23 protein-coding genes and 1 pseudogene are annotated in these 24,368 nt (G+C 41.4%); 17 read left to right on the top strand and 7 right to left on the bottom strand.

The window, feature by feature from the left end:
- Nucleotides 1–163: 163 nt before the first annotated feature.
- Both adhP and H525_RS0107255 read left to right on the top strand, forming a co-directional pair.
- The gene (gene adhP / locus H525_RS0107260) at nucleotides 164–1,177 is read left to right on the top strand and encodes an alcohol dehydrogenase AdhP (protein WP_027415669.1); all 1,014 of its coding nucleotides are present in this window, start codon (nucleotides 164–166) and stop codon (nucleotides 1,175–1,177) included.
- Between the two features lie 65 nt (nucleotides 1,178–1,242).
- A complete protein-coding gene (locus H525_RS0107255) occupies nucleotides 1,243–1,671 on the top strand; it encodes a molybdopterin-dependent oxidoreductase (protein WP_027415668.1) in 429 nt (142 codons plus the stop codon).
- Between the two features lie 899 nt (nucleotides 1,672–2,570).
- Here the strand turns inward: H525_RS0107255 and H525_RS25445 are convergent.
- Nucleotides 2,571–3,332 (bottom strand): 3D domain-containing protein, encoded by a 762-nt coding sequence (locus H525_RS25445; RefSeq protein ID WP_081413279.1) that lies wholly within the window; start codon nucleotides 3,330–3,332, stop codon nucleotides 2,571–2,573.
- 575 nt (nucleotides 3,333–3,907) lie between these two features.
- Here H525_RS25445 and H525_RS25435 point away from each other — a divergent pair.
- The 4 genes from H525_RS25435 (at nucleotide 3,908) to H525_RS0107215 (ending at nucleotide 6,749) form a co-directional block, all read left to right on the top strand.
- Nucleotides 3,908–4,108, top strand: coding sequence for a hypothetical protein (locus H525_RS25435; RefSeq protein WP_155837180.1), 201 nt, complete (start codon nucleotides 3,908–3,910; stop codon nucleotides 4,106–4,108).
- A gap of 49 nt (nucleotides 4,109–4,157) precedes the next feature.
- Nucleotides 4,158–4,631 carry a MarR family winged helix-turn-helix transcriptional regulator gene (locus H525_RS0107225; protein WP_245590421.1) on the top strand — a complete coding sequence of 158 codons (474 nt, stop codon included), beginning with the start codon at nucleotides 4,158–4,160 and terminating at the stop codon, nucleotides 4,629–4,631.
- Nucleotides 4,632–4,634: 3 nt separating this feature from the next.
- Nucleotides 4,635–5,855, top strand: coding sequence for an MFS transporter (locus tag H525_RS0107220; protein ID WP_027415663.1), 1,221 nt, complete (start codon nucleotides 4,635–4,637; stop codon nucleotides 5,853–5,855).
- Between the two features lie 309 nt (nucleotides 5,856–6,164).
- The gene (locus tag H525_RS0107215) at nucleotides 6,165–6,749 is read left to right on the top strand and encodes a DUF1641 domain-containing protein (protein WP_027415662.1); all 585 of its coding nucleotides are present in this window, start codon (nucleotides 6,165–6,167) and stop codon (nucleotides 6,747–6,749) included.
- Between the two features lie 65 nt (nucleotides 6,750–6,814).
- Here H525_RS0107215 and H525_RS0107210 read toward each other — a convergent pair whose 3' ends face one another.
- From H525_RS0107210 to H525_RS0107200, 3 genes are read right to left on the bottom strand one after another with little or no spacing between them, the layout of a single operon-like run.
- The gene (locus H525_RS0107210; RefSeq protein WP_027415661.1) at nucleotides 6,815–8,179 is read right to left on the bottom strand and encodes a PTS galactitol transporter subunit IIC; all 1,365 of its coding nucleotides are present in this window, start codon (nucleotides 8,177–8,179) and stop codon (nucleotides 6,815–6,817) included.
- Between the two features lie 36 nt (nucleotides 8,180–8,215).
- The gene (locus tag H525_RS0107205) at nucleotides 8,216–8,497 is read right to left on the bottom strand and encodes a PTS sugar transporter subunit IIB (RefSeq protein WP_027415660.1); all 282 of its coding nucleotides are present in this window, start codon (nucleotides 8,495–8,497) and stop codon (nucleotides 8,216–8,218) included.
- Between the two features lie 21 nt (nucleotides 8,498–8,518).
- Entirely contained in the window at nucleotides 8,519–9,004 is a 486-nt protein-coding gene (locus H525_RS0107200; protein ID WP_035100302.1) for a PTS sugar transporter subunit IIA, read from the bottom strand.
- A gap of 357 nt (nucleotides 9,005–9,361) precedes the next feature.
- On the opposite strand from H525_RS0107200, the gene H525_RS28935 reads away from it, so the two are divergent.
- The gene (locus tag H525_RS28935) at nucleotides 9,362–12,250 is read left to right on the top strand and encodes a sigma 54-interacting transcriptional regulator (protein ID WP_051330869.1); all 2,889 of its coding nucleotides are present in this window, start codon (nucleotides 9,362–9,364) and stop codon (nucleotides 12,248–12,250) included.
- 121 nt (nucleotides 12,251–12,371) lie between these two features.
- On the opposite strand, the gene H525_RS0107190 is transcribed toward H525_RS28935, so the two are convergent.
- A complete protein-coding gene (locus H525_RS0107190) occupies nucleotides 12,372–12,935 on the bottom strand; it encodes an FAD-dependent oxidoreductase (RefSeq protein WP_027415658.1) in 564 nt (187 codons plus the stop codon).
- 440 nt (nucleotides 12,936–13,375) lie between these two features.
- On the opposite strand from H525_RS0107190, the gene H525_RS0107185 reads away from it, so the two are divergent.
- The 4 genes from H525_RS0107185 (at nucleotide 13,376) to htpX (ending at nucleotide 17,251) form a co-directional block, all read left to right on the top strand.
- Nucleotides 13,376–13,720, top strand: coding sequence for a YojF family protein (locus H525_RS0107185; RefSeq protein WP_027415657.1), 345 nt, complete (start codon nucleotides 13,376–13,378; stop codon nucleotides 13,718–13,720).
- Nucleotides 13,721–13,730: 10 nt separating this feature from the next.
- The gene (bshB2, locus tag H525_RS0107180) at nucleotides 13,731–14,378 is read left to right on the top strand and encodes a bacillithiol biosynthesis deacetylase BshB2 (protein WP_027415656.1); all 648 of its coding nucleotides are present in this window, start codon (nucleotides 13,731–13,733) and stop codon (nucleotides 14,376–14,378) included.
- A gap of 169 nt (nucleotides 14,379–14,547) precedes the next feature.
- Complete coding sequence (locus tag H525_RS23150; protein ID WP_035100300.1) at nucleotides 14,548–16,239, top strand: sensor domain-containing protein; 1,692 nt, start codon at nucleotides 14,548–14,550, stop codon at nucleotides 16,237–16,239.
- A 136-nt stretch (nucleotides 16,240–16,375) separates the two neighbouring features.
- Nucleotides 16,376–17,251 (top strand): protease HtpX, encoded by an 876-nt coding sequence (gene htpX / locus H525_RS0107170; RefSeq protein ID WP_027415655.1) that lies wholly within the window; start codon nucleotides 16,376–16,378, stop codon nucleotides 17,249–17,251.
- Between the two features lie 94 nt (nucleotides 17,252–17,345).
- Here the strand turns inward: htpX and H525_RS27110 are convergent, their stop codons facing one another.
- Nucleotides 17,346–17,519, bottom strand: a complete 174-nt coding sequence (locus H525_RS27110; RefSeq protein ID WP_155837179.1) for a hypothetical protein — start codon at nucleotides 17,517–17,519, stop codon at nucleotides 17,346–17,348.
- Nucleotides 17,520–18,212: 693 nt separating this feature from the next.
- Here H525_RS27110 and H525_RS23145 point away from each other — a divergent pair.
- Nucleotides 18,213–19,469 (top strand): MFS transporter, encoded by a 1,257-nt coding sequence (locus H525_RS23145; RefSeq protein WP_051330868.1) that lies wholly within the window; start codon nucleotides 18,213–18,215, stop codon nucleotides 19,467–19,469.
- On the opposite strand, the pseudogene H525_RS29390 reads toward H525_RS23145, so the two are convergent.
- Nucleotides 19,463–19,917: pseudogene (locus H525_RS29390) on the bottom strand (transposase); the annotation flags it as partial. The gene H525_RS23145 and the pseudogene H525_RS29390 sit on opposite strands and share 7 nt — an antisense overlap.
- Nucleotides 19,918–20,198: 281 nt before the next feature.
- On the opposite strand from H525_RS29390, the gene H525_RS0107150 reads away from it, so the two are divergent.
- From H525_RS0107150 to H525_RS23120, 5 genes are all read left to right on the top strand, one after another.
- Nucleotides 20,199–20,501: a DUF3219 family protein gene (locus H525_RS0107150; RefSeq protein WP_027415653.1), complete on the top strand. Its 303-nt coding sequence runs from the start codon at nucleotides 20,199–20,201 to the stop codon at nucleotides 20,499–20,501.
- 570 nt (nucleotides 20,502–21,071) lie between these two features.
- Entirely contained in the window at nucleotides 21,072–21,590 is a 519-nt protein-coding gene (locus H525_RS23135; RefSeq protein ID WP_051330867.1) for an ATP-binding cassette domain-containing protein, read from the top strand.
- Nucleotides 21,591–21,602: 12 nt separating this feature from the next.
- A complete protein-coding gene (locus tag H525_RS23130; protein WP_245590420.1) occupies nucleotides 21,603–22,775 on the top strand; it encodes a tyrosine-type recombinase/integrase in 1,173 nt (390 codons plus the stop codon).
- Nucleotides 22,776–22,777: 2 nt separating this feature from the next.
- On the top strand, nucleotides 22,778–23,797 hold the full coding sequence (locus H525_RS23125) for a tyrosine-type recombinase/integrase (protein WP_051330866.1): 1,020 nt from the start codon (nucleotides 22,778–22,780) through the stop codon (nucleotides 23,795–23,797).
- On the top strand, nucleotides 23,760–24,185 hold the full coding sequence (locus H525_RS23120) for a tyrosine-type recombinase/integrase (RefSeq protein WP_211236985.1): 426 nt from the start codon (nucleotides 23,760–23,762) through the stop codon (nucleotides 24,183–24,185). The genes H525_RS23125 and H525_RS23120 overlap by 38 nt, the downstream gene beginning before the upstream one ends.
- The last annotated feature ends 183 nt before the right edge of the window (nucleotides 24,186–24,368 follow it).

The raw sequence follows: 24,368 nt of genomic DNA, 5'->3' as shown, positions 1-24,368 counted from the left end.
TAGTATGTAAATTATTCTGTATTCGCAAGAGGCAATATGGGCAGACGAACGGTCAACCGTACAATTCGCCAGTATATCGGTTACAATCAGACAAACCAAATGGAGGAGGAGTTTTTATATGGAAGCAAGAGTAACGGATAAAAGAGCGGCAGGAACAGGTTATATGAAGGCAGCTGTGTCACCGGATTTTAACCAACCATTCGAGATTAAAGAGGTAAATAAGCCTGAGATTGGCCCGGGAGAAATTCTTGTTCGCATTAAAGCATGCGGTGTTTGCCATACAGACCTGCATGCCGTTCAGGGCGACTGGCCTGTCAAAGCAAAAATGCCGCTGATCCCTGGCCATGAAGGTGTTGGCATTATTGAGGAAGTAGCGGATGACGTTACGTCGTTAAAAGTGGGGGACCGGGTAGGTGTTCCGTGGCTTTATTCTGCATGCGGCGAATGTGAATACTGTCTGTCTGGGTGGGAGACGCTTTGTAAAGCGCAATTGAATGCAGGGTACTCGGTTGATGGCGGATTTGCCCAATATTGTAAGGCTCCGGCAGCCTATGTAGCCAAAGTACCGGACAATCTCACATATGAGGAAGCTGCTCCGATCTTCTGTGCCGGTGTAACGACGTATAAAGCGCTCAAAGTATCCGGAGCAAAGGCGGGGGACTGGGTCGCCATTTACGGTATCGGCGGCCTCGGACATATTGCTTTGCAGTATGCAAAAGCGATGGGCTTTAAAGTCGTTGCCGTAGATATCCAGGACGACAAGTTAGAGCTGGCCGAACGGCTCGGTGCGAATATGGCGATTAACGGAATGAAAGTAGACCCGGCACAAAAAATTCAGGAAGAGCTTGGCGGAGTAAAAGCTTCCATCAGTGTGGCGGTTACCCAAAAAGCATTCAAGCAGGCGTATTATTCCGTTAAGCGCGGTGGCACTTGCGTCGTCGTCGGCCTCCCGAATGCCGAGCTGCCTATTCCTATATTCGATACGGTTTTAAATGGAGTAAAAGTGCTCGGTTCTATCGTGGGAACCCGCATCGATTTGAAAGAAGCGTTACAGTTCGCAGCGGATGGAAAGGTAAAAGCAAATATTGAAGTCCAGCCGCTCGAAAACGTCAACGATGTTTTTGAACGATTAGAGCACGGCGCCATTAACGGGCGGGTTGTTTTAAGCATCGATTAAGATTGGTAGAAGCAGAAACAAGAGGAAGGGGTGCAGGTGACTGCCTTCAGGAGATATATCCAAACATGGATAAAAATCAAATCGTGAAGCCTTATCTACTAACCAGAAAGCTCTTTCCCGATAATCAAGAAACTCCGATTCATTTCTTACTCGAATCCACCATTCCGGCCCGCTATTTTTACCGCAGGAATCACTTCTCCTATCCGGTTTTATCAGAGGAATCACTTCTCCTATCCGGTTTTATCAGAGGAAGCATTTGTTCTTCCAATTGGCGGCCGGGTAAAAAAACACTCATTTTTCGTTATGAAGACTTGCTGTCTATGCCCGCAAAAACGATTTTGGCTGTAATAGAGTGTTCCGGAAATAAAAGGTCGTACTTTCAACCCCAGGTACACGGGGAACAATGGGAGGATGGGGCGATAAGCCAGGGGCGAGTAACGTGTACTATGTCAGGCTGCTGTTCAGTCATTTCAGCAGCCTTTTTCTTGTTCTAAAATTAATTGAAAATCAGCCTTAGCGATTAATGTGCAGGGTTTATAAAATGTTCTATTGCTTTTATAAACATAGTGGTATACAATAAATTAGTTGCTTCAGAAGTAATCATTCCTCCATAAAAAATACCTTCCTTTTTCGATTCTATTTCTTCGTTTATTCCATGTAAAAACACAGAAAATTGAGCAAGAAAGGTTACGTCGTTATATATTTTTGTTAGCCCAATTCACACTGGCGCGGTCATCGGAGCCGTAAGGATGAAAGAGAGGCAGGGCTTTCGTTGCTTTGAGATATCAAAAACTTAACGTATTTCTACGCGAGCCGAAATCCATATTTCCACGGGTTTGGCTCTTTTAACTATAAAGGAAGAGTTTATACGTTTCATGATTCTTTTGAAGAGCGTGGGAAACTTATGGCAAAAGACCATGAAGACACACAAAAAAATGAAGACAATCACACAAATGGAGACCAACCAAAAGTCGTAAATTCTGAAGCAAACAGCTTTGCCGCCTGACCGGGCCGCTTATTGGGCAGCCCGCTATTATGCCAAGTAGCTGCCTCATTTTCTTTATCCGTTTATCAAAGTACATATGGATTCGCAGAACAACCTGTATATTTTTGTTCGATTCTTTCCCAAACCAATATTGGAATTAACGTTTTCACCTGAACACAGCTCAAAAAATCGAGTGCTGTACTTTATCACAGGTGGGTTGCTTGCCCAAACGAGTGGTCCGCATAACGGACGCCTGGAATTCCGTGAAATCTTACATCAAAAATATATACACGTCGCTATCCATGATTTTGTTCCTGCTTTACCGTGGTACCTATATCTTTCAACCCAGGCGCTGTTTCACCTTTGGGTGATGCGCAGTTTCGGAAAACATTTACAAACGATCGGCACTTAAACTCCATGCCTGGCTCGCTTGCCATTCCCCCATTTGATGATATAGACATCGAGGTGTTGGCGGCCAAATTTGTTTACTGCTTTTAAACTAGGCATATAAACATCGAGTTTGTTACCCCGAATTGCCCCGCCCCGATCATGTACCGTTCGATATCCGATGCCTTCGATATAAAGGATGGTACCAAAAGGAATCGAACGGTCAGCGGCGACGGTACAGCCCGCTCTTGTCCGATAGCCTGAAGCGGTCAGTCCATAATCACCGTCCCGTGACGTCAATCCTGATTCACGGTCTGTATAGGCTGATATGTTTCCTCTGAATTTTTTAATATACCTAAAGTTACGTTTCTTTTCTTTCGTTACATGAACAGGGGTTTTCTTCTTAAGCGGTCTGTTGACTTTTTTCTTGCGGCTTATTTTCCCGGACGTTGTTTTCTTTCCGGCAATTTTTTGTGGAACCGCCTTAACAGCGGATGTATGTGTAAAGAGCGCGCTCTTCTTGATTTCAGATGTAGAAGTATGGGAAGCATGCAGGGAATCGACTGGTGTAATGGCAACCGGAGCATGTACAGCATCGGCTAATGTATAGACAGTTGGACGATGCGCAGCGTTTGGTGATGACGGAGCAGAGGCATGCGTAACATTTGAAGATTTCGAATTAACTTCTGAGCCCAAGGTATCCGTGTTTTTTGCCGGAATCAATAATGGCACTAACGTTATCCCTAGCAAAAGTAAAGTTAATCGTTTAAAATATTTCATCATTTCTCCTTTCGTGTTGCAAGAAAATTTTTTATGGTTAACGGTTGCAACTTTTCTAATTCCTATGCATGTTTCATTTTTGTATTACTTAATGGTTCCAATATCGTTCCATTTTCCTACCGCTTTAAGTTAACGAAAAATTCAAAAAATAGATTTGCTGATAAAGGATTGAATGTTTACCAACTAAATTGTACTGTGTTAAATAGAGGGAAAAAGGATACGTGTGTGAAAACAAAAGGGGAAAATATGAATAGATTTGAAAAGTGGTTTTATGCAGGTATGAATCCGGTTTTCTGTTTTTTGAGAAGCCTTGCATCAGTTTTTATGGACCAGGGGTTCCGTTACGTTCCTGCACGGAATCGAGATTGATGCCTATCGAAGGTATACGGATTTTTATTGCCGGCTGGATTATGCGAAAGCATACATGAAAGGGCTTAAAAATACCGATTATTTTCCAATGAATTTTCTTTACTACAATAGGAAGATCAATATGATTACCATGTTTTTGCCTTTTTTTGTGGGAGAGGCCGCTCCTTAAGCGGGGGCTTCCTTTGGGAGAATACAAGCCCTTCAAAATAATGGAACACGCTTTTCGGCTGCTTGATTCCAATGGTATCTGGTTCCTCACCAACAAGGGGGAGGAAGAACAAAAAAGGCAGCGGAAGTCAACAGCCGATTTTTTCTTTGTTTTACGCAGCTGGTTTGCTGTTTTTAAGCCGATGCGCACGACCCTCATCTTTCGTCGTTGCTCGGCTGCACCCATTGACGATAATATATGACTAACATATAATTGCTATAGAAATTAATTTCAGGAGGAAAAAAATTACTTTGAATGCTTCTGTGAATACTTCGTTGAATAGTTCTCAGTCTAATGAATCCATTGGCTTCTTTATGGGTCGAACATACAGAAAGTTAACGCATTTATTATTTCAGCGTTTTAAGGAATATGATATCACTCCGGAGCAGTGGGTGATACTCCATCGCCTCAGCCAGCAGGATGGAATTAATCAGAAGGAGATTGCAATTCGCACAGCAAAGGACCAGCCAACCACTACCCGTATCTTAGATGTTCTTTATAAGAAAGCTTTGATTCAAAAACAAATGAGTGAGACAGATCGAAGAGCATTCCTTGTTTATCTAACGGATAAAGGGAAGGCACTGGTGGAACAGACCATTCCGATCGAGAAGAGTACATTGGAAGAGGCCGTTCGTGGAATCGAACCGGCTGAACTGGAACTCTTCAAAACACTCATTTCACAAATAGATCAGAATATAACCAACATGATGAGAGGATTGGTGTGAAGATTGGGACAGCAGCAAGAGAGATTATGGACGAAAAGCTTTTTATTATTAACGATTTGTAACTTGTTTTTATTTTTAAATTTGCAAATGCTTCTCCCTTCCTTTTCCCCTTATGTGAAGGAAGCATTCCATGCAAGTGATTTCACCGTCAGTCTGGTGACCAGTTTATTTGCCCTGGCGGCGATTGTTACGCGTTTTCTTACGGCAGAAGCGTTACAAAAAGGAAAGCGGAATGTCCTTCTTTTTATCGGGTTAAGTATCGCAACTCTCTCCACAGCCGGGTATTACTGGTGTGGAACCATTTCTTCCCTTCTTTTGATGCGGATTGGATTCGGCATAGGATTTGGAATGGTCAGTACGATCCTCCCTACAATGGTGTCCGATATCATTCCGGCGAAACGAATAGGAGAGGGGATAGGCTATTTCGGACTATCGACCAGCCTTTCCATGTCCATGGGACCGATGATCGGACTGTCGCTATTAAGCGGGTATGGATTCGGCACTCTGTCAGCGGTTGCTACGATTATTATCGCCTGTATTTTTCCGTTAGCCATCTTGAATCGTCCCGCCCAAACCACAAATGCCCCACAAACAAAAAATGCCGCAAAAGCCGAAGGCGTGGGCAGTAAAACCAAAATCATGGACAGAAAACTGCTTTTGCCCTGTTTTTTAAACTTACTTCTTTCCGTGACATACGGCGGGCTGCTCAGCTTTTTGGCTTTGTTTGGAAAAGAAATGCACATTTCTCATGTGGGAAACTTTTTTTTGGTCAACGCGATTGCCATCTTTGTCATTCGTCCGTTCTCCGGGAAGATTTTTGACAGTAAAGGACCGATGGCTGTACTTATTCCAGGAGCGTTACTAGTCGTTCTAGGTCTTACTAACCTGTCTTTTTCGACAACAACGCTCTCGTTAATGGTTTCCGCTGTATTTTATGGGCTCGGGTATGGAATGATCCAGCCTTCTATCCAGGCGTGGATGATTAAGGAAGTTTCTCCGGAAATGCGTGGGATGGCGAATGGAATGTTTTTTAATTCGCTTGATTTAGGTGTTGCCATCGGTGCGATGCTGCTTGGCAGCGTGGCTATGGAAACGAGTTACACCATCATGTATCGGACGTCTGCATTATTTATGGTTTTATTCCTGCTTATCTATAGTGTCGCTGCCACTCTGCGAGTGAGACGGATAAAAAATCAGCCGTTACGTGAAGACACCAGCGCATAGGAACGTATCTATCGAAGTTGCAGCCACCCGCTCAGCTGGGTGGCTGTTGCTGTATATATCTTGCAACATAAGCATAATTCTAATATAGTTAAATAGATAAAGTAATTTGTACGCAACTGAAAGCAGGCTATTTTACAATAAGCATCCGTGGTAGAAAAAGATTCATCATCTGACCACTAACTATGAATGAAATGTGAAAATTTGCAGCACCCTAATAAATAAATTTTACCATTTTGTATTACAGCAACCATGTACTTACCTGCTTACTTGCTTACTTGTAAAATGCGGCCGATGAAAGGACGAAGATAAATGGAAATAGAAACAAAACAGCAAATTCCGGAACAGAACTTGACATGGCTGAATGAACTATCTGATCCGCAAGTTCAGGAAGCTTTAACGGCACTCATCCAAAAGCTGCCTCAAATTCAGGAAGCTATGGGCAAAGTGGAACAGGGTGTTGAGATCGTTTCATCTTTTGCGAGAGATACAGAGTCGATCAATTATTTGGCCGAGCGTTTTGAACGGTTCTCAGAACTTGCCCTTAACAAAAAAAATCTGGAATCGCTCGCCGTAATCATAGAAAACCTGCCGAGAATTGCGGATATGATGCTGCTTCTTAATCGGATTGCTTCCGTTGTTGAACCGATCATTACAGACAAGAATTCTCTGGCCGTTGTTACCGATACCGCTAAACTGGTGACCGAACCAGTGACGGAACGCGTTCAGGAAGGAATATCCATCGTGAAAGAAGCGAAAGCAAGGGCTGAACGAAACCAAACCAACGTATCGATTTTTGGAATGCTGAAATTGTTAAAAGACCCCGCGGTTCAGAAAGGATTTAAATTTGTACAGGCTCTACTCGACGTTTTATCAGAGAAGAAAATTCTTGAATAATTGGAACCTCCCTTACGCCTAAAAAGCCGTGGAACAGTTTCTTATAATTGTTCCACGGCTTTTTGTTACACGCTTATCTTTTCAATTGATTCGATATTGGAATTTCTTCCATCTGATTTGTTTCTTTTACGCAGGTAAATTGCTGTTCCCAGGGATAGACCGCCAATAGCCAGTATTCCAATGTATCCTAATTTAGCAGCGAATACAAAAATTGCAGTTGTCGGCACAGCCCCATCAACGAGAGAGGAGATCGCGTTTGCTCCCTGTGGGAAATGGAAGCCTGCATTTTTTGCGGCCTGAGTAAAGAGCGGAGAAATATACGTTGCAAGCAGCAGACCAAACCCGATGGCTATTGCACCTGCTATCACTGTACGAATAATATTTCCTCTGAAGATAGGGACCATTAGGCAGATAATAAAAGGAATCGTTGCCAAATCCCCGAAAGGTAATACCTGATTACCGGGAACCAGGACAGCGAGTCCCAGTGCAATAGGGACTAAAATGAGGGAAGAAGCGATGACTGCAGGATGACCAACTGCAAGGGCAGAGTCCATTCCAATATATACATCGCGATCAGGAAATCTATTCCTTACAAATTCTCCTGCAGCTTCTGAAATTGGCATTAACCCTTCCATTAAAATTGCAACCATACGGGGAAGAACAAGCATAACAGCTGCTGTTTTAACACCTAATTGAAGGGAATCTTTTACACTCCATCCGGCTAAAAAACCAATAATAATTCCCAGAATTAACCCTAAAACTGTTGATTCTCCGAGTATACCAAAGCGTTTTTGGATAGACTCGGAATCAGCTTTCCAATTTTTAATACCAGGTAAAATATTAAATAATTTTTCAAGCGGTAAGGCAAACAGGTAATAGGCGCAGGAAGTACCATGAGGGAATGTGATATTTGGGTATCCGTAAAACTTTTCCACATGCTTTGCCGTCAGATCAGATAAGACGAGGAGAGACATAGCATGAATAATTACAGTCAAAATTCCCAGCGTAAAACTTCCTGTTATAATATTGACGAGAGCGCCTGTGAACGCGATGTGCCACAGATTCCATATATCGACGTTAAGCGTTTTTGTGAGTCCGAAAATTAAGAAAACAACATTCAGTATTAGACCAATTGGGATAGCCAGCGCTCCCACAGTGGAACCAAAAGCAATAGCAGAGGTGGCGGGCCAACCTACATCAATTACACTCAAATGGACGCCCAGCCTGGTAACCATATCCTTTGCAGCGGGTCCGAGGCTGTCCATTAGCAATCCAATTACAAGATTGATACCGATGAAGCCGATACCAACTGTTAATCCTGCTCGAAAAGCGGTGCTCGGCTTCGTTTTAAGAATAATAGCAAACAGAAAAATAATAATAGGCAATACGACTGACGGACCTAAATCGATAAAGTACTGGAGAACGTTCATTTATGAAACCTCCTCTTATTTTTAAATATAAAGCGCTTACTTTTTTAGAGCTGCTTCAATATCCTGGAAAAATTTTTCCTTCCCCATTCCAGTAAGTAGTGGTACTGCATTGATTACTTTTGCCGACAGGCTGGCGGGAACGGTAGTTGTTGAGATGATTAAATCATAGTCATCTGCACGGTTGAGAATATCTGACACTTTGGACTGTACAAGATTAACAGGGATATTTTTTTCTTGAAAAAACGCTTTCATTTTTGTCATAACAACAGTAGAAGTGGCTACTCCTGTACCACAGATAACGGCAATTTTTTTACTCATACATTATCACGCCTCTCTTGATTAGTTAGTTCCAAGTGAAAGAATCTTTTGTAAATGTTCTAGTATTTGTTGTTTACTGGTTGCTTCTTTAAATGCGGAGAGTAGAGATTCGTCGGAAAATATCCCCATTAATTTTTGCAGTAAGTTCAGTTGGTTGCTTGCACCTTTTATAGCTAATACGAATACAAGCTGTACGTTTACACTAACATCCGGGCTTCCCATCATTTTAAAAGAAACAGGGTTCTTTATCGTTCCAATACATATAGCTGGATTTATTACATGGTGTTCATCGGTATGAGGAATGGCAACACCGCAGCAGCTAGCTGGAAGGCCCGTAGGATAAATCTCTTCCCGGGCTAGAAGCGCATCTTTAAAAGTATCTTTTACATAACCGCTCTCAAACAGAGTGGCGGCCATCAAAGAAAGCACGCCTTCTACTGTTTTTTCTTCCATGTTAAGAATAACAAAGTTTTCATTAATAACGATATCCTGATCTATAGTTTCCATAGTTTTCTACCTCCGTTCTTTACAAAGGTGTAAAGTGAGTAACTAACTACAAGTAAATACTATTGTCAAAGATAATTCACCTCCAATTTATTAAATGGTCTGGATTATATTAAAAATTATGCAAATATTATACCAACAGTGTGGCAGTAAATGTGTGAAATGAAAAAAGAAAAGAAGCAAGGAGTGTTAAGACAACAAAAATTGTGAAAACAGTTTATGTGGCATAAAATGTGGAGCGTAAACTATTCAGCTGCATCAAAAAAAATTTTGTTTTAATAAAATAATGTATCTATTCAAAAAATGTGGTACACTAGTCCACAAAAAACACTTCGAAATAAAGGGTTGGGAGTGAGTGTGGTGGATGAAAAAGTGCTGCTGCGTATTCGAGAAATTATTGATAAAGAAGACAAAAAGAATCCGCTTACTGATGAGGAAATTTCCCATATGCTTAATGTAAGAAGAGATGCAGTGACTTTGTTGCGGAAGAAGGCTAACATCCCTGATTCAAGAAAAAGGCGTATTCCCCTATTAAAAAAAGAATTAGCATACCTTTTGAAAAACAATCCTTCCATATCAAATCGAGATGTAACCTATCGTTTGCAGGAAAAAGGCTTTAATGTTTCTCGATTTACCATTCTTAATTTGAGAAAAGAATTGGAAGCGTTCTCATCGAAACAAATAAACAATAGTCAAATACCGGGAAAAAATATGAACAAAAATCATCCTCTTTCCTTTTCAGGGATTGTTGGAGTGCAGGAAAGCCTGAAAAATGCAATATTGCAGGCGCAAGCAGCTGTTTTATATCCACCGCGAGGTCTTCACACTCTTTTATTTGGGCCCTCAGGCGTTGGGAAAAGCAGAATGGCAGAAACAATGTACCATTTTGCAAAGGAGAAAAAAAGACTGGGGGATGATGCTCCGTTTATCGTTTTTAACTGCGCCGATTACGCTAAAAATTCTCATCTTCTCATGGCTCAATTGTTTGGTTATGTTAAGGGGGCTTTCACTGGAGCAGAGAATGAAAAAGTAGGATTAGTAGATAAGGCAAACGACGGCATTCTCTTTCTCGATGAAATCCATAGGCTTTCTCCGGAAGGGCAAGAAAATTTATTTTATTTGATTGATAAGGGGTTATACAGAAGGTTGGGAGAGACTGACTTTGATCGTAGAGCAAATATATTGCTTATTGGGGCAACCACAGAACACCCGGAATCTAGTTTGCTGTTAACGCTTCGGAGAAGAATTCCGATGACAATTGAACTTCCTTCTCTTTCAGAATGGAAGGAGAAAGAACGCCTGGATCTTATTTTTCACTTTTTTCATGAGGAGACAAACCGCATTTGTAAGGAGGTGGAGGTGGACAGAGAAGTCATTTCTGCTCTGTTATCGTATGATTGTCCGGGAAATGCCGGACAGTTGCACAGTGATATACGTGTATCTTTCGCAAAGGGATTTCTTCAATACATGAGCCAGGATGAGGAAGATAAAGTTGTTATAAATAGGCATGATCTTCCTCCGCACATTGCTGCTCTATTTCCTTTCAGGGAAAGTGCAGCCTCTTCAAGCTTATTAAAAAAGGATTATTACTCATTTTTACCTGGAGAGTATCATATGCAGACAGAAATAACGGAATGGGAAAAAAAAGTTCCCCAACTGTATGATTGGATTAAAGAAAGATATCGGAATTTACAGGAACAGGAAAAGAAAAAGGAACTCGTTCAGCTAATTGTAAGCAAAGAACTCGATTCGAGATTGGAAGACATTCTTGGAGAATCGTATGGGAAAACAGATGGCGGTCATCAGCAATTAATAAAAATTGTGGGTGAGAAAATTGTCAGTGTTGTTGAGCAAATGCTTTGGATTGCTAACAAATACGTTAAGTTAAACTATCATCAAATCTTTTATGTGCTGGCGATTCATATTAAGGGAATTATTGGCCGCCTGGAGGAAGGAAACCTGTTTGGGAGAAAAAATATGTACAATTCAAATGACAATCACTATTTGTTTGAGACGAAAATAGCGCGTGAAATGTGCGAAGTGATTGAAACTACCTGGAGTATAACACTTCCGGAAGAAGAGGTTGGGCTTATTGCAATGTATATAAATCAAGCGCTATTTCCGGCTAATACAATAAATCATACGAAAATAGGTGTTGTTATTGCTTCCTATGGGCAAATTGCACGCAGTATGGCCGATGTTGCTAACCGTCTCTTGCATGTTAACCATGCAATTGCCGTTGAACTTCACTGGGATGACAAAATAGAGCAGGCAATTAGCCGGATAGGTACTGCTCTTCAGAAAGCTGACGAAGGGAACGGCGTACTCCTGTTAGGAGATATGGGGACATTATTTTTGCGGGAGAAAGACTGGCTGGAAAAGTTTAATATAAAGGTTACAATATTAGCTCCTGTTTCCACGCCTTTAGTCGTAGAGGTGTTACGAAAATGCGTATATACCGATTTATCTTTGGAGCAAATTGCAGCGGCTATGAAAAGGCAAAAAGAAGCATCTCTTTCTTCCCCTTACATAGACAATAGTAAAAGACCGGCTGTTATTTCTGTTTGCCTTACCGGTGAAGGGGCAGCAAGGAATATTGAGAAAGTAATGAAGGAGAGGTTTGGTTCTGAGGATGAAGGACTTACGTACCTTTTAGGTACTTCTCTCTCTATCCGCAGCCAATTTGAAGAATGGAATGAAAAGTACGATATTATTGCTACAATCGGCACAGTCGATCCGTTGTTAGGGGGTATCCCGTTTATATCAATGAAGGAAGTTATCGATGGGACCGGATTTACCTTTATTGAAAGGTTGCTAAAAATCCGGGGATATTCGGTGTATGAACAGAAAAAAGCCAAAGGGCTGGGTCTCTCGGATTTATGTTCTTCTTCTTTGATGCTTGAGGAAAAAGCTCGTCTTACTAAAAAAGAAATTATTGAAAAACTTGGAGCTCTTCTTATCGAACAAGGTTATGTAAAAGATACGTTTCTGCAAAAGGTATGGGAAAGGGAAGAGTTAGGGCCTACCTATATAAATGACATGTTTGCCATCCCGCATGCCGATTTAAGTCAGACGTTAAAACCTGCTATTGCAATAGCAAAGCTCCATTACCCTGTTAAATGGACAGATGAAGTACATGTTTCCTATGTATTTATGATGGCATTGAATGAAAATTGCCAGCCGGCGATTGAGGAGTTGTATACGTGCGTTATGGATAAAGAGAAATGGCACTCATCTTTTTTATGTTAGTTCATTTATAGAACTACAACCGGTTAAGTAAAAAGAAAGCCTTGATAATCATTCAAGATCATTCAAGGCTCCCCTTTTATGTACTTTAAAAGTACCTGACGTTATACTTCAAGGCTCTTTTTTATCCCTTCAGCACATCGTGGTCAACGTAACGTTCACCATTTAACTCACTGATGACATTAATGGCCACTTTCGCTCCGTCTCCCGCTGTGACAATCGTGTGGACACTGACCCCGGCTACCGTACCTGCTGCCCAGATTCCATCAATACTTGTTTTCCCGTTAGAGTCTACATCAATGACTGTTTTAATTCTCGGCTCAGTTCCAGGCTTGGTTTTCAACCCAGCATTTTCCGCGAGGTCAACGAGTGCTCCTGTTGCGAGGATGACATGTTTTGCTTCATACGAGCTATTTTCGGTTTCAATCCGCAGGCCGGTGTCCAGTTTCACAATGTTTACAGCTTTTTCTTCAATGATTTCCGCCCCGAATTTACTCGCCTGTTTCTTTCCTGTTTCCAGCATGTCAGGACCGGAAATTTCCATCACACTGTAGTGATTTTCCATCCACGCCCGTTTGGTCATGCTTTTATCGTTATCGAGTACCAACGTTTTTTTACCGGCTTTTGCGGCAAACAGAGCGGCACTGGCGCCGGCAGGGCCAGCCCCTATAATAGCAATATCATACATGTTTAACAGCTCCTTTTTTTACCTTTTTCATGATTATTATAACCTAAAAATCGAATTTTGTTTTGCTGATTTCGCGTAAAAACAGAAAGAAGTGGAGGAAATTACTGTTGTTTTTACTATAATGATTGCAGTAGACAAAGGGGGGAAGCGCTTTTTTTGTTTAAGAAAAGTGTTGATTTTTTCTCATTCGCTTCTCCCTTTAAAAAATTTCCGCAGGTCACAACATGATTTGTAAAACACCTTTCTTATGCATTTTAGATAGATGCCTTTTCCACTGCCTCTTTCGATTCTAATCACAACAATTGAAATGTATTCGAAGAACCGTAGAGATTATTAACTTACCTATAGGTATAAACTTACTTTTTTAAAAAAATAGCTGGTTTATCCAGCATCAATTGGCTAAAATATAAAGGTAACTGGAAAAAATGGGGGATATCGAATTGAAGCCAATTCACATTGAGGATGTTCAAAAGCAGGTAGAAGGTTTTTTTAACAAAGCGGTTTACATACATTTAGAAACGACAAATGGAGCCTATGCGGCTCATCAAAATGAAAATTTTTTCTCAACAGGTGCGTATATCCGAAATGGGCAGGTGCAAATTACACGTGGCAAAATTACGGGAAATGGACCTTATCGTGCAGGGTTAAAAATCGAGTTGGGTTGGATTTATGCGGAAGGGCTCACACATTGGGAAGTGGACGAGAAGGGCAGATTGCTGTTAGCAGGCTACGACAATGATGGGAAGCTTGGCGTAGCTCTTCAACTGAGCACTAAACCGTTCTAAAGGAGAATGTATGATGAAGGAACATTTATTGGTTATTTTTCCGCATCCTGATGATGAGGCATTGGGTTGTTCAGGAACGATTGCATCGTATACAAGCAGGGGGATTCCGGTTACCTATGTCTGCCTCACGTTAGGTGAGATGGGGAGAAACATGGGAAATCCTTTTTTTGCAAACCGGGAAACGCTGCCGGCGATTCGAAAAAAAGAACTTGAAAACGCATGTGAGCACATGGGAATAAATGATTTACGGCTTTTTGGCATTCGTGATAAAACGGTTGAATTTGAAGACGAAGAAGAACTGGCGATTCGGATAAAAGATGTGATAGAGGAAATTAAGCCATCGCTCATCCTCACATTTTACCCGGGTTACGGCGTCCATCCGGACCATAATGCTTGCGCAGCGGCCGTGATCAGGGCAGTAGAAACCGTAGCTCAGAAAAATCGCCCCACCGTGTATTGCGTGGCCGTTGCGAAAAATTCGGTTGAGGTATTAGGAGAACCGGATGTAACGAATGATGTAGCCGAATACCTGGACCAAAAACTTGCCGCCATTGCTTCACACCAATCTCAATTTCACGCTATCAGTAAAAAGGCTGAGAAAGATCCTAAAGTAAGGGAGAGATTTACTAAGGAACGATTTTGGACGTATCAATTTTAATGTTATCGCTGGTGAGTGAAGCCGATCTCTTACGTGATCGGCTTTTTAATATACACTATCAATAAATTAATTTCATGATTCTACTTTTTATGTAATACTAGTCGTATAAAAATTCTCGCTAAAATGCCTAGGGAACACAGTATTAAGTAACAAAAAGGAAGGGAGCCATATGTTACAAATTGAGCATAAGCTTTTGGAAGCCATTGAAAGCATTAAATATGCGCTTGATCAAAGTTCAATTTTAGTCATCACAGATGAAAAAGGCGTCATAACCTATGCTAATGAAAAATTTTGTGAGATATCTAAATACAGGGAAGAAGAGTTACTGGGAAGTACACACCAGATGATAAACTCCGGTTATCACAAACAAGATTTTTTCAAGGAGATGTGGACGACAATACGTAAAGGAGACATTTGGGAAGGGTGTATTAGAAATCGGGCGAAAGATGGTTCTTTCTTTTGGGTAGATACAATCATTGTACCGTTTCCAAAAGGCTCCCCAAATCCAATCAGTTATGTTTCTATCCGGAGAGATATTACCAAACAAAAAGAAATCGAGCGTCAAATATATGAACTTGCCTATTATGATCCACTAACCCATTTACGTAATCGTCGAGGTTTTCATGAATACATAGAACAAGAAATTGAGAATGCCAGACATGAGCAATCAATGTTTGCAACCATATTTATTGATCTGGACCGTTTTAAGCTGGTAAATGATACACTGGGTCATAAAGTAGGGGATGGATTGTTAGAAGCGATAGCCTGTCGTATGAATGAGCGCCTGGACTCCAAACTAACTACTATGTTTAGAATTGGGGGAGATGAGTTTACGGTCGTTTGGTCAAACATACAAAGTATAGAGGACGTAAAAGCGACTGCCGCTAAAATATTGCACATATTTGAGGAACCGTTTGATATAAAGGGCTATCAAATTTCCATTACTCCAAGTCTGGGAGTTTCTATTTATCCAACTCATGGCGAGGATTCCGAGAGCTTGCTACGCCGGGCTGATACGGCTATGTACTATGCGAAAGAAAGTGGCGAGAATCATTATGAAATTTATACGGAAGAAATGGAAAACGATTTTGTTAACCGGACAACGCTCGAACAGGAACTGCGTATCGCTTTAAAGTCAAATAAACTACAATTGTACTACCAACCTAAAATAAATATACAAAACAAAAAAATGGTGGGGGTTGAAGCACTACTTAGATGGAATCATCCTGAATGGGGCTTTATTCCGCCTGATAAATTCATTCCTATTGCTGAAAACTCCGGATTTATAATTCCTCTTGGTGAATGGGTAATTCGAACAGCGTGCAAACAAAATAAGGAATGGCAGAATGAAGGCTACGCACCTTTCATTATGTCTATTAACTTGTCTACTTTACAATTTAAACAACAGAATCTTGTGGAAATGGTAGCAGATGCCTTACGGGAATCAGATTTAGACGCTAAATGGATTGAAATTGAAATTACAGAAAGTGTACTGATTAATTACGGGAGTGAAGTGATCGATAAGCTAAATCAGCTAAAAGCTATGGGAGTACATATTTCCATTGATGATTTTGGAACAGGCTATTCGTCATTTAATCATATAAAGAATCTCCCAATAGATATTGTAAAGATCGATCGCTCATTTGTAAGTGAACTTCCTAATTCGAATGATGAAGCTATTGTTAAAGCTATCATATCCATGGCACAGGCTCTAAATCTTAAAGTATTGGCCGAGGGAATAGAAACGGAAAAACAGTGGAGTTTTTTACACCAGGAAGGCTGCCAGGAGGGACAGGGATTCTTATTCAGCAAACCACTTCCATCTGAAGAGATTGAAAAACTTCTCCATAGGAACAACTAAGAGCAAAGTGATGCTATCCCCGCGTGTATAGGCGGGGATTTAATTTTAATAAAAAGTGAATCCCTTTGTATGTTTCTTACGTATAAAAACAGTATAAAACAACATGATAGAAAAAGATAAAAGAAAGGGAGAAGAGATGTTTAAACGAATTGGTTTATTTTTATTGGTCAACGTGCTTGTCATTGTAACCATCAGCATTGTGACAAGTATTCTGGGTGTGCAAAGATATGCTACGGCCCAGGGTATTAATTTTAATACATTATTAGTCTTTAGTGCTGTGGTAGGTTTCTCAGGAGCGATAATCTCTCTTGCTCTTTCACGATTAATGGCAAAATGGGTAATGGGTATTCACGTCATTGATCCAAACGGTGCTATACATCCGTATGAGCGTGCGCTGCTAGATGAAGTATACCGCTTGTCTAATAAAGCAGGGTTAAAGGTAATGCCTGAGGTAGGAATTTATGATTCACCCGAAGTTAATGCCTTTGCGACAGGACCAACAAAAAACCGTTCCATGGTTGCAGTATCACGAGGTTTATTGGAACGAACGGATAGTGTGGCTATTACAGGGGTATTAGCTCATGAAGTAGCCCATATTGCAAATGGGGATATGGTTACGATGACCCTTGTGCAGGGAGTTATCAACACCTTTGTCGTTTTCTTGTCGCGAATTTGTGCGTTTATTGCTTCACGATTTGTAAAAGAAGATGTCGCACCTCTTGTTCAGTTCATCGCGGTGGTTGTGTTTGACATTTTGTTCTCGATTCTGGGAAGCATCGTTGTAATGGCTTACTCCCGTTATCGCGAATATCGTGCAGATGATGGTGGTGCTCACCTGGCTGGAAAAGAGAAGATGATCCACGCCTTGCAATCTCTTAAACAAACGACTGAGCCGGTGGACACTGCTCAGAAATCTATTGCCGCTTTTAAAATTAATGGAAAAAAAGGATGGCTTGGATTATTTGCCAGTCACCCTGATCTCGAGGATCGCATTCGACGCTTACAAGGATAATGATAAATCAGACATCTTTTTGATGGAAATAGTATGGGCTATTGTCTTTTCAGTAGCCCATATTTTTTTGCCGTTAAAGAAAGTATATGTTGCTTTACAGTGTTAAAGCAACATATACTTTCTTCCATTGGTCACCTGAGAAAAACTCGCGGGAGTGTGCCGAACGTTGCTTTTTCGATGTGGAGCGTGTGGCCGGAAGGGCGATCAGACCGACAATTGTCCATCCTTGAGATACCCGGATGTTTTGTCGGTCCGACCTTCCGGTCACTAAGCGGCCGTTTCGCTTCCCTGCAGAAAAAGGACGAGCGGCAACGCCCGCGAGTTTTTCTCATTTATTCTCATCGTTTTAAGCGATTATATTAACATTATTTACATGTTTGATATTATCCATACGAAAATAAGGAAAAATCGAACAGAAAATACAGCATGATAGATGATAGATTCAGAATTTAAAATATTTTATGATATGTATACGGTTATAAATTAACTAAGAGGGTGATCTTAATGGGAATCATGCGGATTGGAAGAGCTGAACTTAGAGTCATGGATATAAACGAGTCGGTCGAGTATTAGTGCTGGGCGATTCCATTAAAGGCATTGCTGCGATGCATGGGTATATCCCATCTTTTGTGAAAGATGAGTATCCAATAAAAAGCATTAAGAATTTTTATCCGTATTCATCTCTGATGGGGAAACGGACTCTAATTGAAATTATGAAAACCAAACGGAGGCAGCCGACCTAGTTCAACCTGGGAAAGCTTCTTTATTGTCTTGATGCATAAAACTAAGGCGATGTCCGATAACGTTCCGCCAGTAAAATAACTCCTACGTAGATAACCGGTTTTATTTGGGGATCAAAGTAGAGTACAATAATAAATATTGTAATTTTAATTTAATTGAGAAAAAGTTGCATGGGAATTGAAATTGTAGACAGAAATCATTTTGGAGAGGTGAATTAAATATGCAAGTGGTTGTAAAATCAAGTTCGATGGTTCAATCTACTGTATATCGAATTTTATTTGCAATTAGTTTCGTTCATTTATTAAACGATTCAATGCAATCGGTTGTACCGGCTATTTTCCCAATTTTAGCGAAAAGCATGCATTTATCTTATGTCCAACTTGGGTGGATTGCTTTTGCCTTAAGTATGACGTCTTCCATCATGCAGCCGGTTGTTGGCTGGTATACTGATAAGCGGAGCTCGCCTTATATGCTGCCATTTGGAATGGGATTATCCTTGATCGGAATGCTAGGCTTAGCCTATGCCCCTAGCTTTCCTTCTGTTTTATTATCAGTAGTTTTTATTGGTTTAGGATCTGCGTCTTTTCATCCGGAGGGATCCCGGGTTGCTTATATGGCGGCAGGCGTAAAGAGAGGACTTGCGCAATCGATTTATCAAGTGGGGGGAAACGCCGGACAGTCCTTAGCACCAATTATGACAGCCTTAATTTTCGTTCCATTGGGGCAATTCGGTTCCATCTGGTTTACCTTTGTCGCTGCTTTGGCTGTCCTTGTGCTGCTATATGTTTCTGCTTGGTATAGTCAACAGCTTGTTTACTTTCCAAAAGTAAGCAAAACAAAACAAACAAAAGAATTTAATGGGGAGAAACAAAAGAAAATCACCTTTGCTATTCTTCTCCTTATTTTTCTCGTATTTGCCCGATCATGGTACTCCGCTGGAATTTCAAACTATTATCAATTTTATTTAATTAATCACTATGGATTATCCATTAAAAATGCGCAATATTATATTTTTGTATTTTTGGCTTCCGGGGTACTTGGTACCTTCTTAGGGGGACCGTTGGCGGACCGTTTCGGAAAAAGGACTATGATTTTATTTTCTATGCTTGGTGCAGCGCCCTTCGCGCTTTTACTTCCGCATGTTAGTTTGTTTTGGGTTTATCCAATTTTTCTTATTCTAGGTTTTATTATTTTGTCGAGCTTCTCTGTTACAGTCGTTTATGCTCAAGAATTGATACCGGGCAAGATTGGCACCGTTTCAGGGTTGATTGTTGGTTTGGCGTTTGGAATGGGAGCTATCGGTTCCGTCCTTCTCGGAAAACTGGCTGATGTTTATGGCCTGAATTTTACGATGATGCTATGCAGTTTTTTACCCGTTATAGGAATACTCACGATTTTCTTGCCGTCGGATCGGAAGCTGAAACAATGGGAAGCAGAGGGCAACACCCAACAAGGCACACCGAATAGTCACATATAGCGTGTATTCTTGAGTTCAGTGCTACTTTTACTCTCGGACCGCCGTACCTCATCGACGGCTTCGTTGGCCGCCTGAATGACGTGGAACTTGTCAAACGTGTCGCCGCATTCAGGAAATGCTCCCCAGCACCTTTGATGAAGGCAGGCGACATATCCATGCATACTTCCGTTACTTGCTCGGCCTTGTCTCCGTGCGCTTCTAGCTGTTTTCTGCATTCGTTCCAGGTACTGGAGTGTTTCTCTTTGGTCACGCATATGACGTTCTTCTGCTCAGGATCCATAAAGATCGTCACATCTTTAGACAAAAGCATGATCAGCGCGTCAAAGTGAAGCGTAAAATAATGCTTCGGTTTATTCAATGCCCATGGTACATGCACCCGCATGATTCGGTTGCATGAGTCGCAGTTTGTGCGCGGAAGCTCGGCATGGATGTAGCAGGGGTATTCAAATGTCGAATTCGTCTGTCAGTTCAACGGCCATCAATAACAATGCTATAAAAGTTCACTTTTGTACCACAAAATTTATTATATCGATAATTTCCGATATATTAATACAACGAGTATCTTATTTTTGTTCACTCCCAAATAGGTGTATAAAAATAAAGGTAATTTCAATACAGTATCATTTATTTTAGAACGCATCGCCTTCTAAAAAAATTGGACGCCCTATTTGTGAATAATAAAAATTACTGCTATGATTTGCTGTATGAGGCATTAGAGGAGGTGTTGATATGGTCACTGAGGTAATTTTGAATGATGTTAATATAAAAGTAACTGGATATCAAGAGGGAGTTATAAATGATGGAAAAACCGGCAAGGAATTACATAAAATCGCCTTTGATTTTAAAGTAAGAAGTGGTGAAGAGTATCATATGATAACAACGCTATTATATGAGAACACTTTTGATGTTAAAGTTCCTGAGAGTAACCTGAAATTTAGAGGAACAATAAATAACTATTCGACTTCTTTTACAAACCTTTATAAGGAAAACTCAGTTGGTGATTTTAAATTAGAGCTAATTGAGATTGGTTAAGATGAGCTGTAATTTTCAAGAATATTAAATTCATCTTTGTGGACTACAAATTAGGTTTTTACACATTGTAGTTACAAAGTATAATCAGGCATTAACATAATCGTTAGTGTCTTTTTTTCTTTTTGTTTGGGCAATATTAACATTCCGTATAACCCATTAACTTACATAGGGAAGTATTCGCTTTTATACAGTGGTCCTCAGTGGAGAGTAAAGCCATACCGATTGAGGTAAAATTAAATGCATAAAAACATACATGATCATGTCTGGTGTATTTCCAATTATAGGACGCACGGAAGTGGAAGCCGATGAGAAAAAAGCGCTGGGTTGCTAGAGGGTAGATACCACCTGAAGAATGCGTTAGCCTCCTCTCTAGATTACTCAGTTTTGACCTATCGAGTTATTTGATTGAGGATTAATTGGTTCATTTTCCTTAATTGTAATAAATTAACTTTTAAAACAGTATTTAAAACAGGAGGACTTGTATAAAGTTAAGAAAAAGTTAAGAAAGAGTTTTCGTTTTTATAATAAATCGTGTGTATGATGATTTGGATATATAAAGGAGGAGAACACATGTCGACGCCGATTCTGCAAGTTCGTAATCTGACTAAACGTATTGGAAATAAAGTAATAATTAATCATTTAAGTTTTGAAGTGCCAAAAGGTGAGGTATTCGGATTGTTAGGTCCGAACGGAGCGGGAAAAACAACAACCATCCGAATGATGGTTGGCTTAATGAGTATTACTGAAGGAGATGTTTTAATTGGCGGACAAAGCATAAAAGAAAATTATGAGAAGGCTATCGTCCAGGTCGGAGCAATTGTTGAAAATCCAGAAATGTATAAATTTTTGAGCGGGTATAAAAATTTAATTCACTTTGCACGCATGGTTCCTGGTGTGACAAAGGATCGGATTCAAGTGTTAATGACATACTATATTGTCCATAACTTGACGGCGTTTGTTGTCCGAGCTTTGACGGAAATCTTGTCCAAATCTTATTTGAAAGAAAGGGAGAATCATGACAATTCTCCCTCAACCACCCGTTTGACCATATGGTCATCTATGATGCGATGCCCGTTCTGTGCTCCATAAAGTAAACAGTGCGTGCACAGCTTGTTAATCAGCCTTGCGGCTCCTCCAGAAAAACGATGTATTTCATCGATCGCTCCATCAGAATTCCTCAACGCCAAAATGGGACTTGATTTTTTGGAAGAAGTCTACGAGATTACGGCCTTTCGCAACTTGCCCCGCAATTTGGCCATTTGCGCCCGAGCCGTGAATGTACTGACAGACTACCAGCAGCACGGCATCATCCTCGCGAAAGCAAAGCGAAAAGTACACGTTTTTCATCCTCAATTTCAGACGGTGTTTCAAAACTATCTGGATCAGCGACAGGCAGAAGGGTTTGCTGCCGATACAATCCAGTCCGCTGCCATCTATCTGGATCGTTTCTCCGACTATCTCCATAGCCGCGGCATACAGCGAATACAAGACTTACATGATAATCTGGTTCTCGGCTTCATCCAGACATTCACGAATTATTCTCCCGCCGTGATCCACTGTACGCTCTGCGCTCTGCGGACATTTTTTCATTATCTGTTTCAACAGAGGCTTACGCCAAAGGATTACGCCTATATCGTCCCGCGGGACGGTTACAGAAGCAGAACCAAAGTGCCCTCTGCCTATCCCAAAGAAGATGTACAAAAGTTATTGCAGTGTGTTGATCGCGGAAATCCAAAGGGCAAACGTGATTATGCTATCCTGCTGCTTGCGGCCAGGCTAGGGCTGCGAGCTCAGGACATTTGTGACCTCACGTTTGAACACGTGAAGTGGGAGAAGAACACGATTGAAATCATTCAGGCCAAAACCGAAAAGCCAATGATTCTTCCCTTGCTGGAGGACATCGGACTGGCGCTCATTGATTATCTCAAATACGCAAGACCGGACTGCACAACAACGAATGCGATTTTTCTTCGCCTTATTCCACCTATAGGGAAATTAGAAGCGCCTACGCTGCACAGCATTGTGACCCATTATTTAAGGAAAGCCGGGATCAAGATTGTGGATGGCAAGCGGCACGGGCCTCATGCCCTACGCCACAGTTTGGCCAGTGCTTTATTGGAAGAAAAGACGCCGCTGCCCGTCATTTCAGAGATACTGGGACATACCCGAACCGCCTCCACTTCCGTGTATTTGCAAATAGATATTCAACAACTCAGAAACTGTGCCTTGACTCCGCCACCGTTCGATTGGAACAAGGGCGAGGAGGTGTTCTGATCGTGAAGAAAGAAGCCCGATTTTCCGGCCCGTTTGCAGCGCTTCTACAGGATTTTGTCCGGCTTAAAATGAGCTTGGGCTACAAATACGAGACAACCAGCGAAAATCTCCGCAGGTTTTCAGAATTTTCGATACCGTATGCGATGAAGACGCCATCCCTGACCAAACGATTAGTGCTGGATTGGACGGAAAGAAGAAAGAATGAGAGTGTACGAACATGGGAGCATCGCGCCAGTGACCTTCGTCAATTTGCTTTGTATATGCAAGATAACGGATATGATGCGTTTATTCCACCGGGAAAGCGTAAAGTGAGCCGCGGCGACTTTATTCCCTATATCTTTACTCACGACGAAATCAACCGTCTCTTTCATGCATGCGATGGTATGTCGGCACATCGTCTTTCGAGTAAAAAAGAGGTCTTCCCTTTGTTGCTGCGCCTGTTGTACAGTTGTGGACTGCGGATTTCAGAGGCGATCCATCTCAAAAAATCCGATGTGGATCTGCTTGCCGGCGTGGTATTTATTCGTGCCTCCAAATTCAACCAGGATCGCTTGATTCCCCTGTCGGAGCGCCTTTGGCAAATGTTTGCCGATTATGATGCCCGGTTTAACAACAATACGTCGCCAAACGATTATTTTTTCCGAAACAAACGAGGCACTCCCTTGTCGCGCGACCAGGTTTACAAAACGTTCAGGACACTTTTATGGAAAGCCGGGATCTCCCATGGCGGCAAAGGAAACGGACCTCGATTGCATGACCTGCGTCATACGTTCTGTGTGCATACGCTAGCCAGCCAAACCCAAAACGGCATCGACATTTATTGCGCACTTCCGATTCTATCCACTTATCTCGGGCATACCTCCGTCGCTGCTACTCAGCATTATCTGCGGCTCACTGTAGAAGCTTACCCTGAACTGATTCGTCAAGTCGCTTCAACCTGTGCCCACATCTTTAAAAAGCAGAATGGTTCCCCTCATGAAGCCGATGGCAGTGCTTTTAAACCAGTATCTGGACGAAAATAATTGGAAAGAGCCGCATGCGCAAGCGTATCCATTATTTCAAAACCGCTCAAAAAACAAACTTACTCGCGAAGGGATAGCTTACATTGTGAAAAAATATGCGGAAGCTGCCAGAGCACGCACTCCCGCATTGTTTCCGAATCCGTTGTCCCCTCATTGTCTCCGGCACAGTAAGGCCGTTCATTTGTTGCAGTCTGGTGTGAATCTGATCTACATCCGCGATTTTCTTGGTCATGTGGATATCCAGACCACCGAAATTTATGCACGCATTGATGGAGAAATGAAAAGAAAAGCGCTGGAGAAAAGCACGAATAACGTCGTCTCGGGCAAACTTCCGGAATGGCAAAGCAATGCCGGGTTGAGGAACTGGCTTAAAAACCTGGGTAGATGAATGGCAGAATAATGAGAAGTTAATTTGCATAGATTGCCGTTAAACTGCAGCAATTGCAAATTGGCTTCTCATTACATCGGACTTCTCATTACCTTTTGATTCAGGGGAGTAGGGTCTTGCATAAAGAAGACGGGTCTCAAGCTTGGAACACGTTCGTGCCATCCACTTTGTCCGGTATTGCTT

Source organism: Aneurinibacillus terranovensis DSM 18919, from assembly GCF_000430625.1.
Taxonomy (GTDB): Bacteria; Bacillota; Bacilli; order Aneurinibacillales; family Aneurinibacillaceae; genus Aneurinibacillus_B; species Aneurinibacillus_B terranovensis.
The sequence above is the reverse complement of the archived record's forward strand: the minus strand, read 5'-3'. Positions and strand labels throughout refer to the sequence as shown.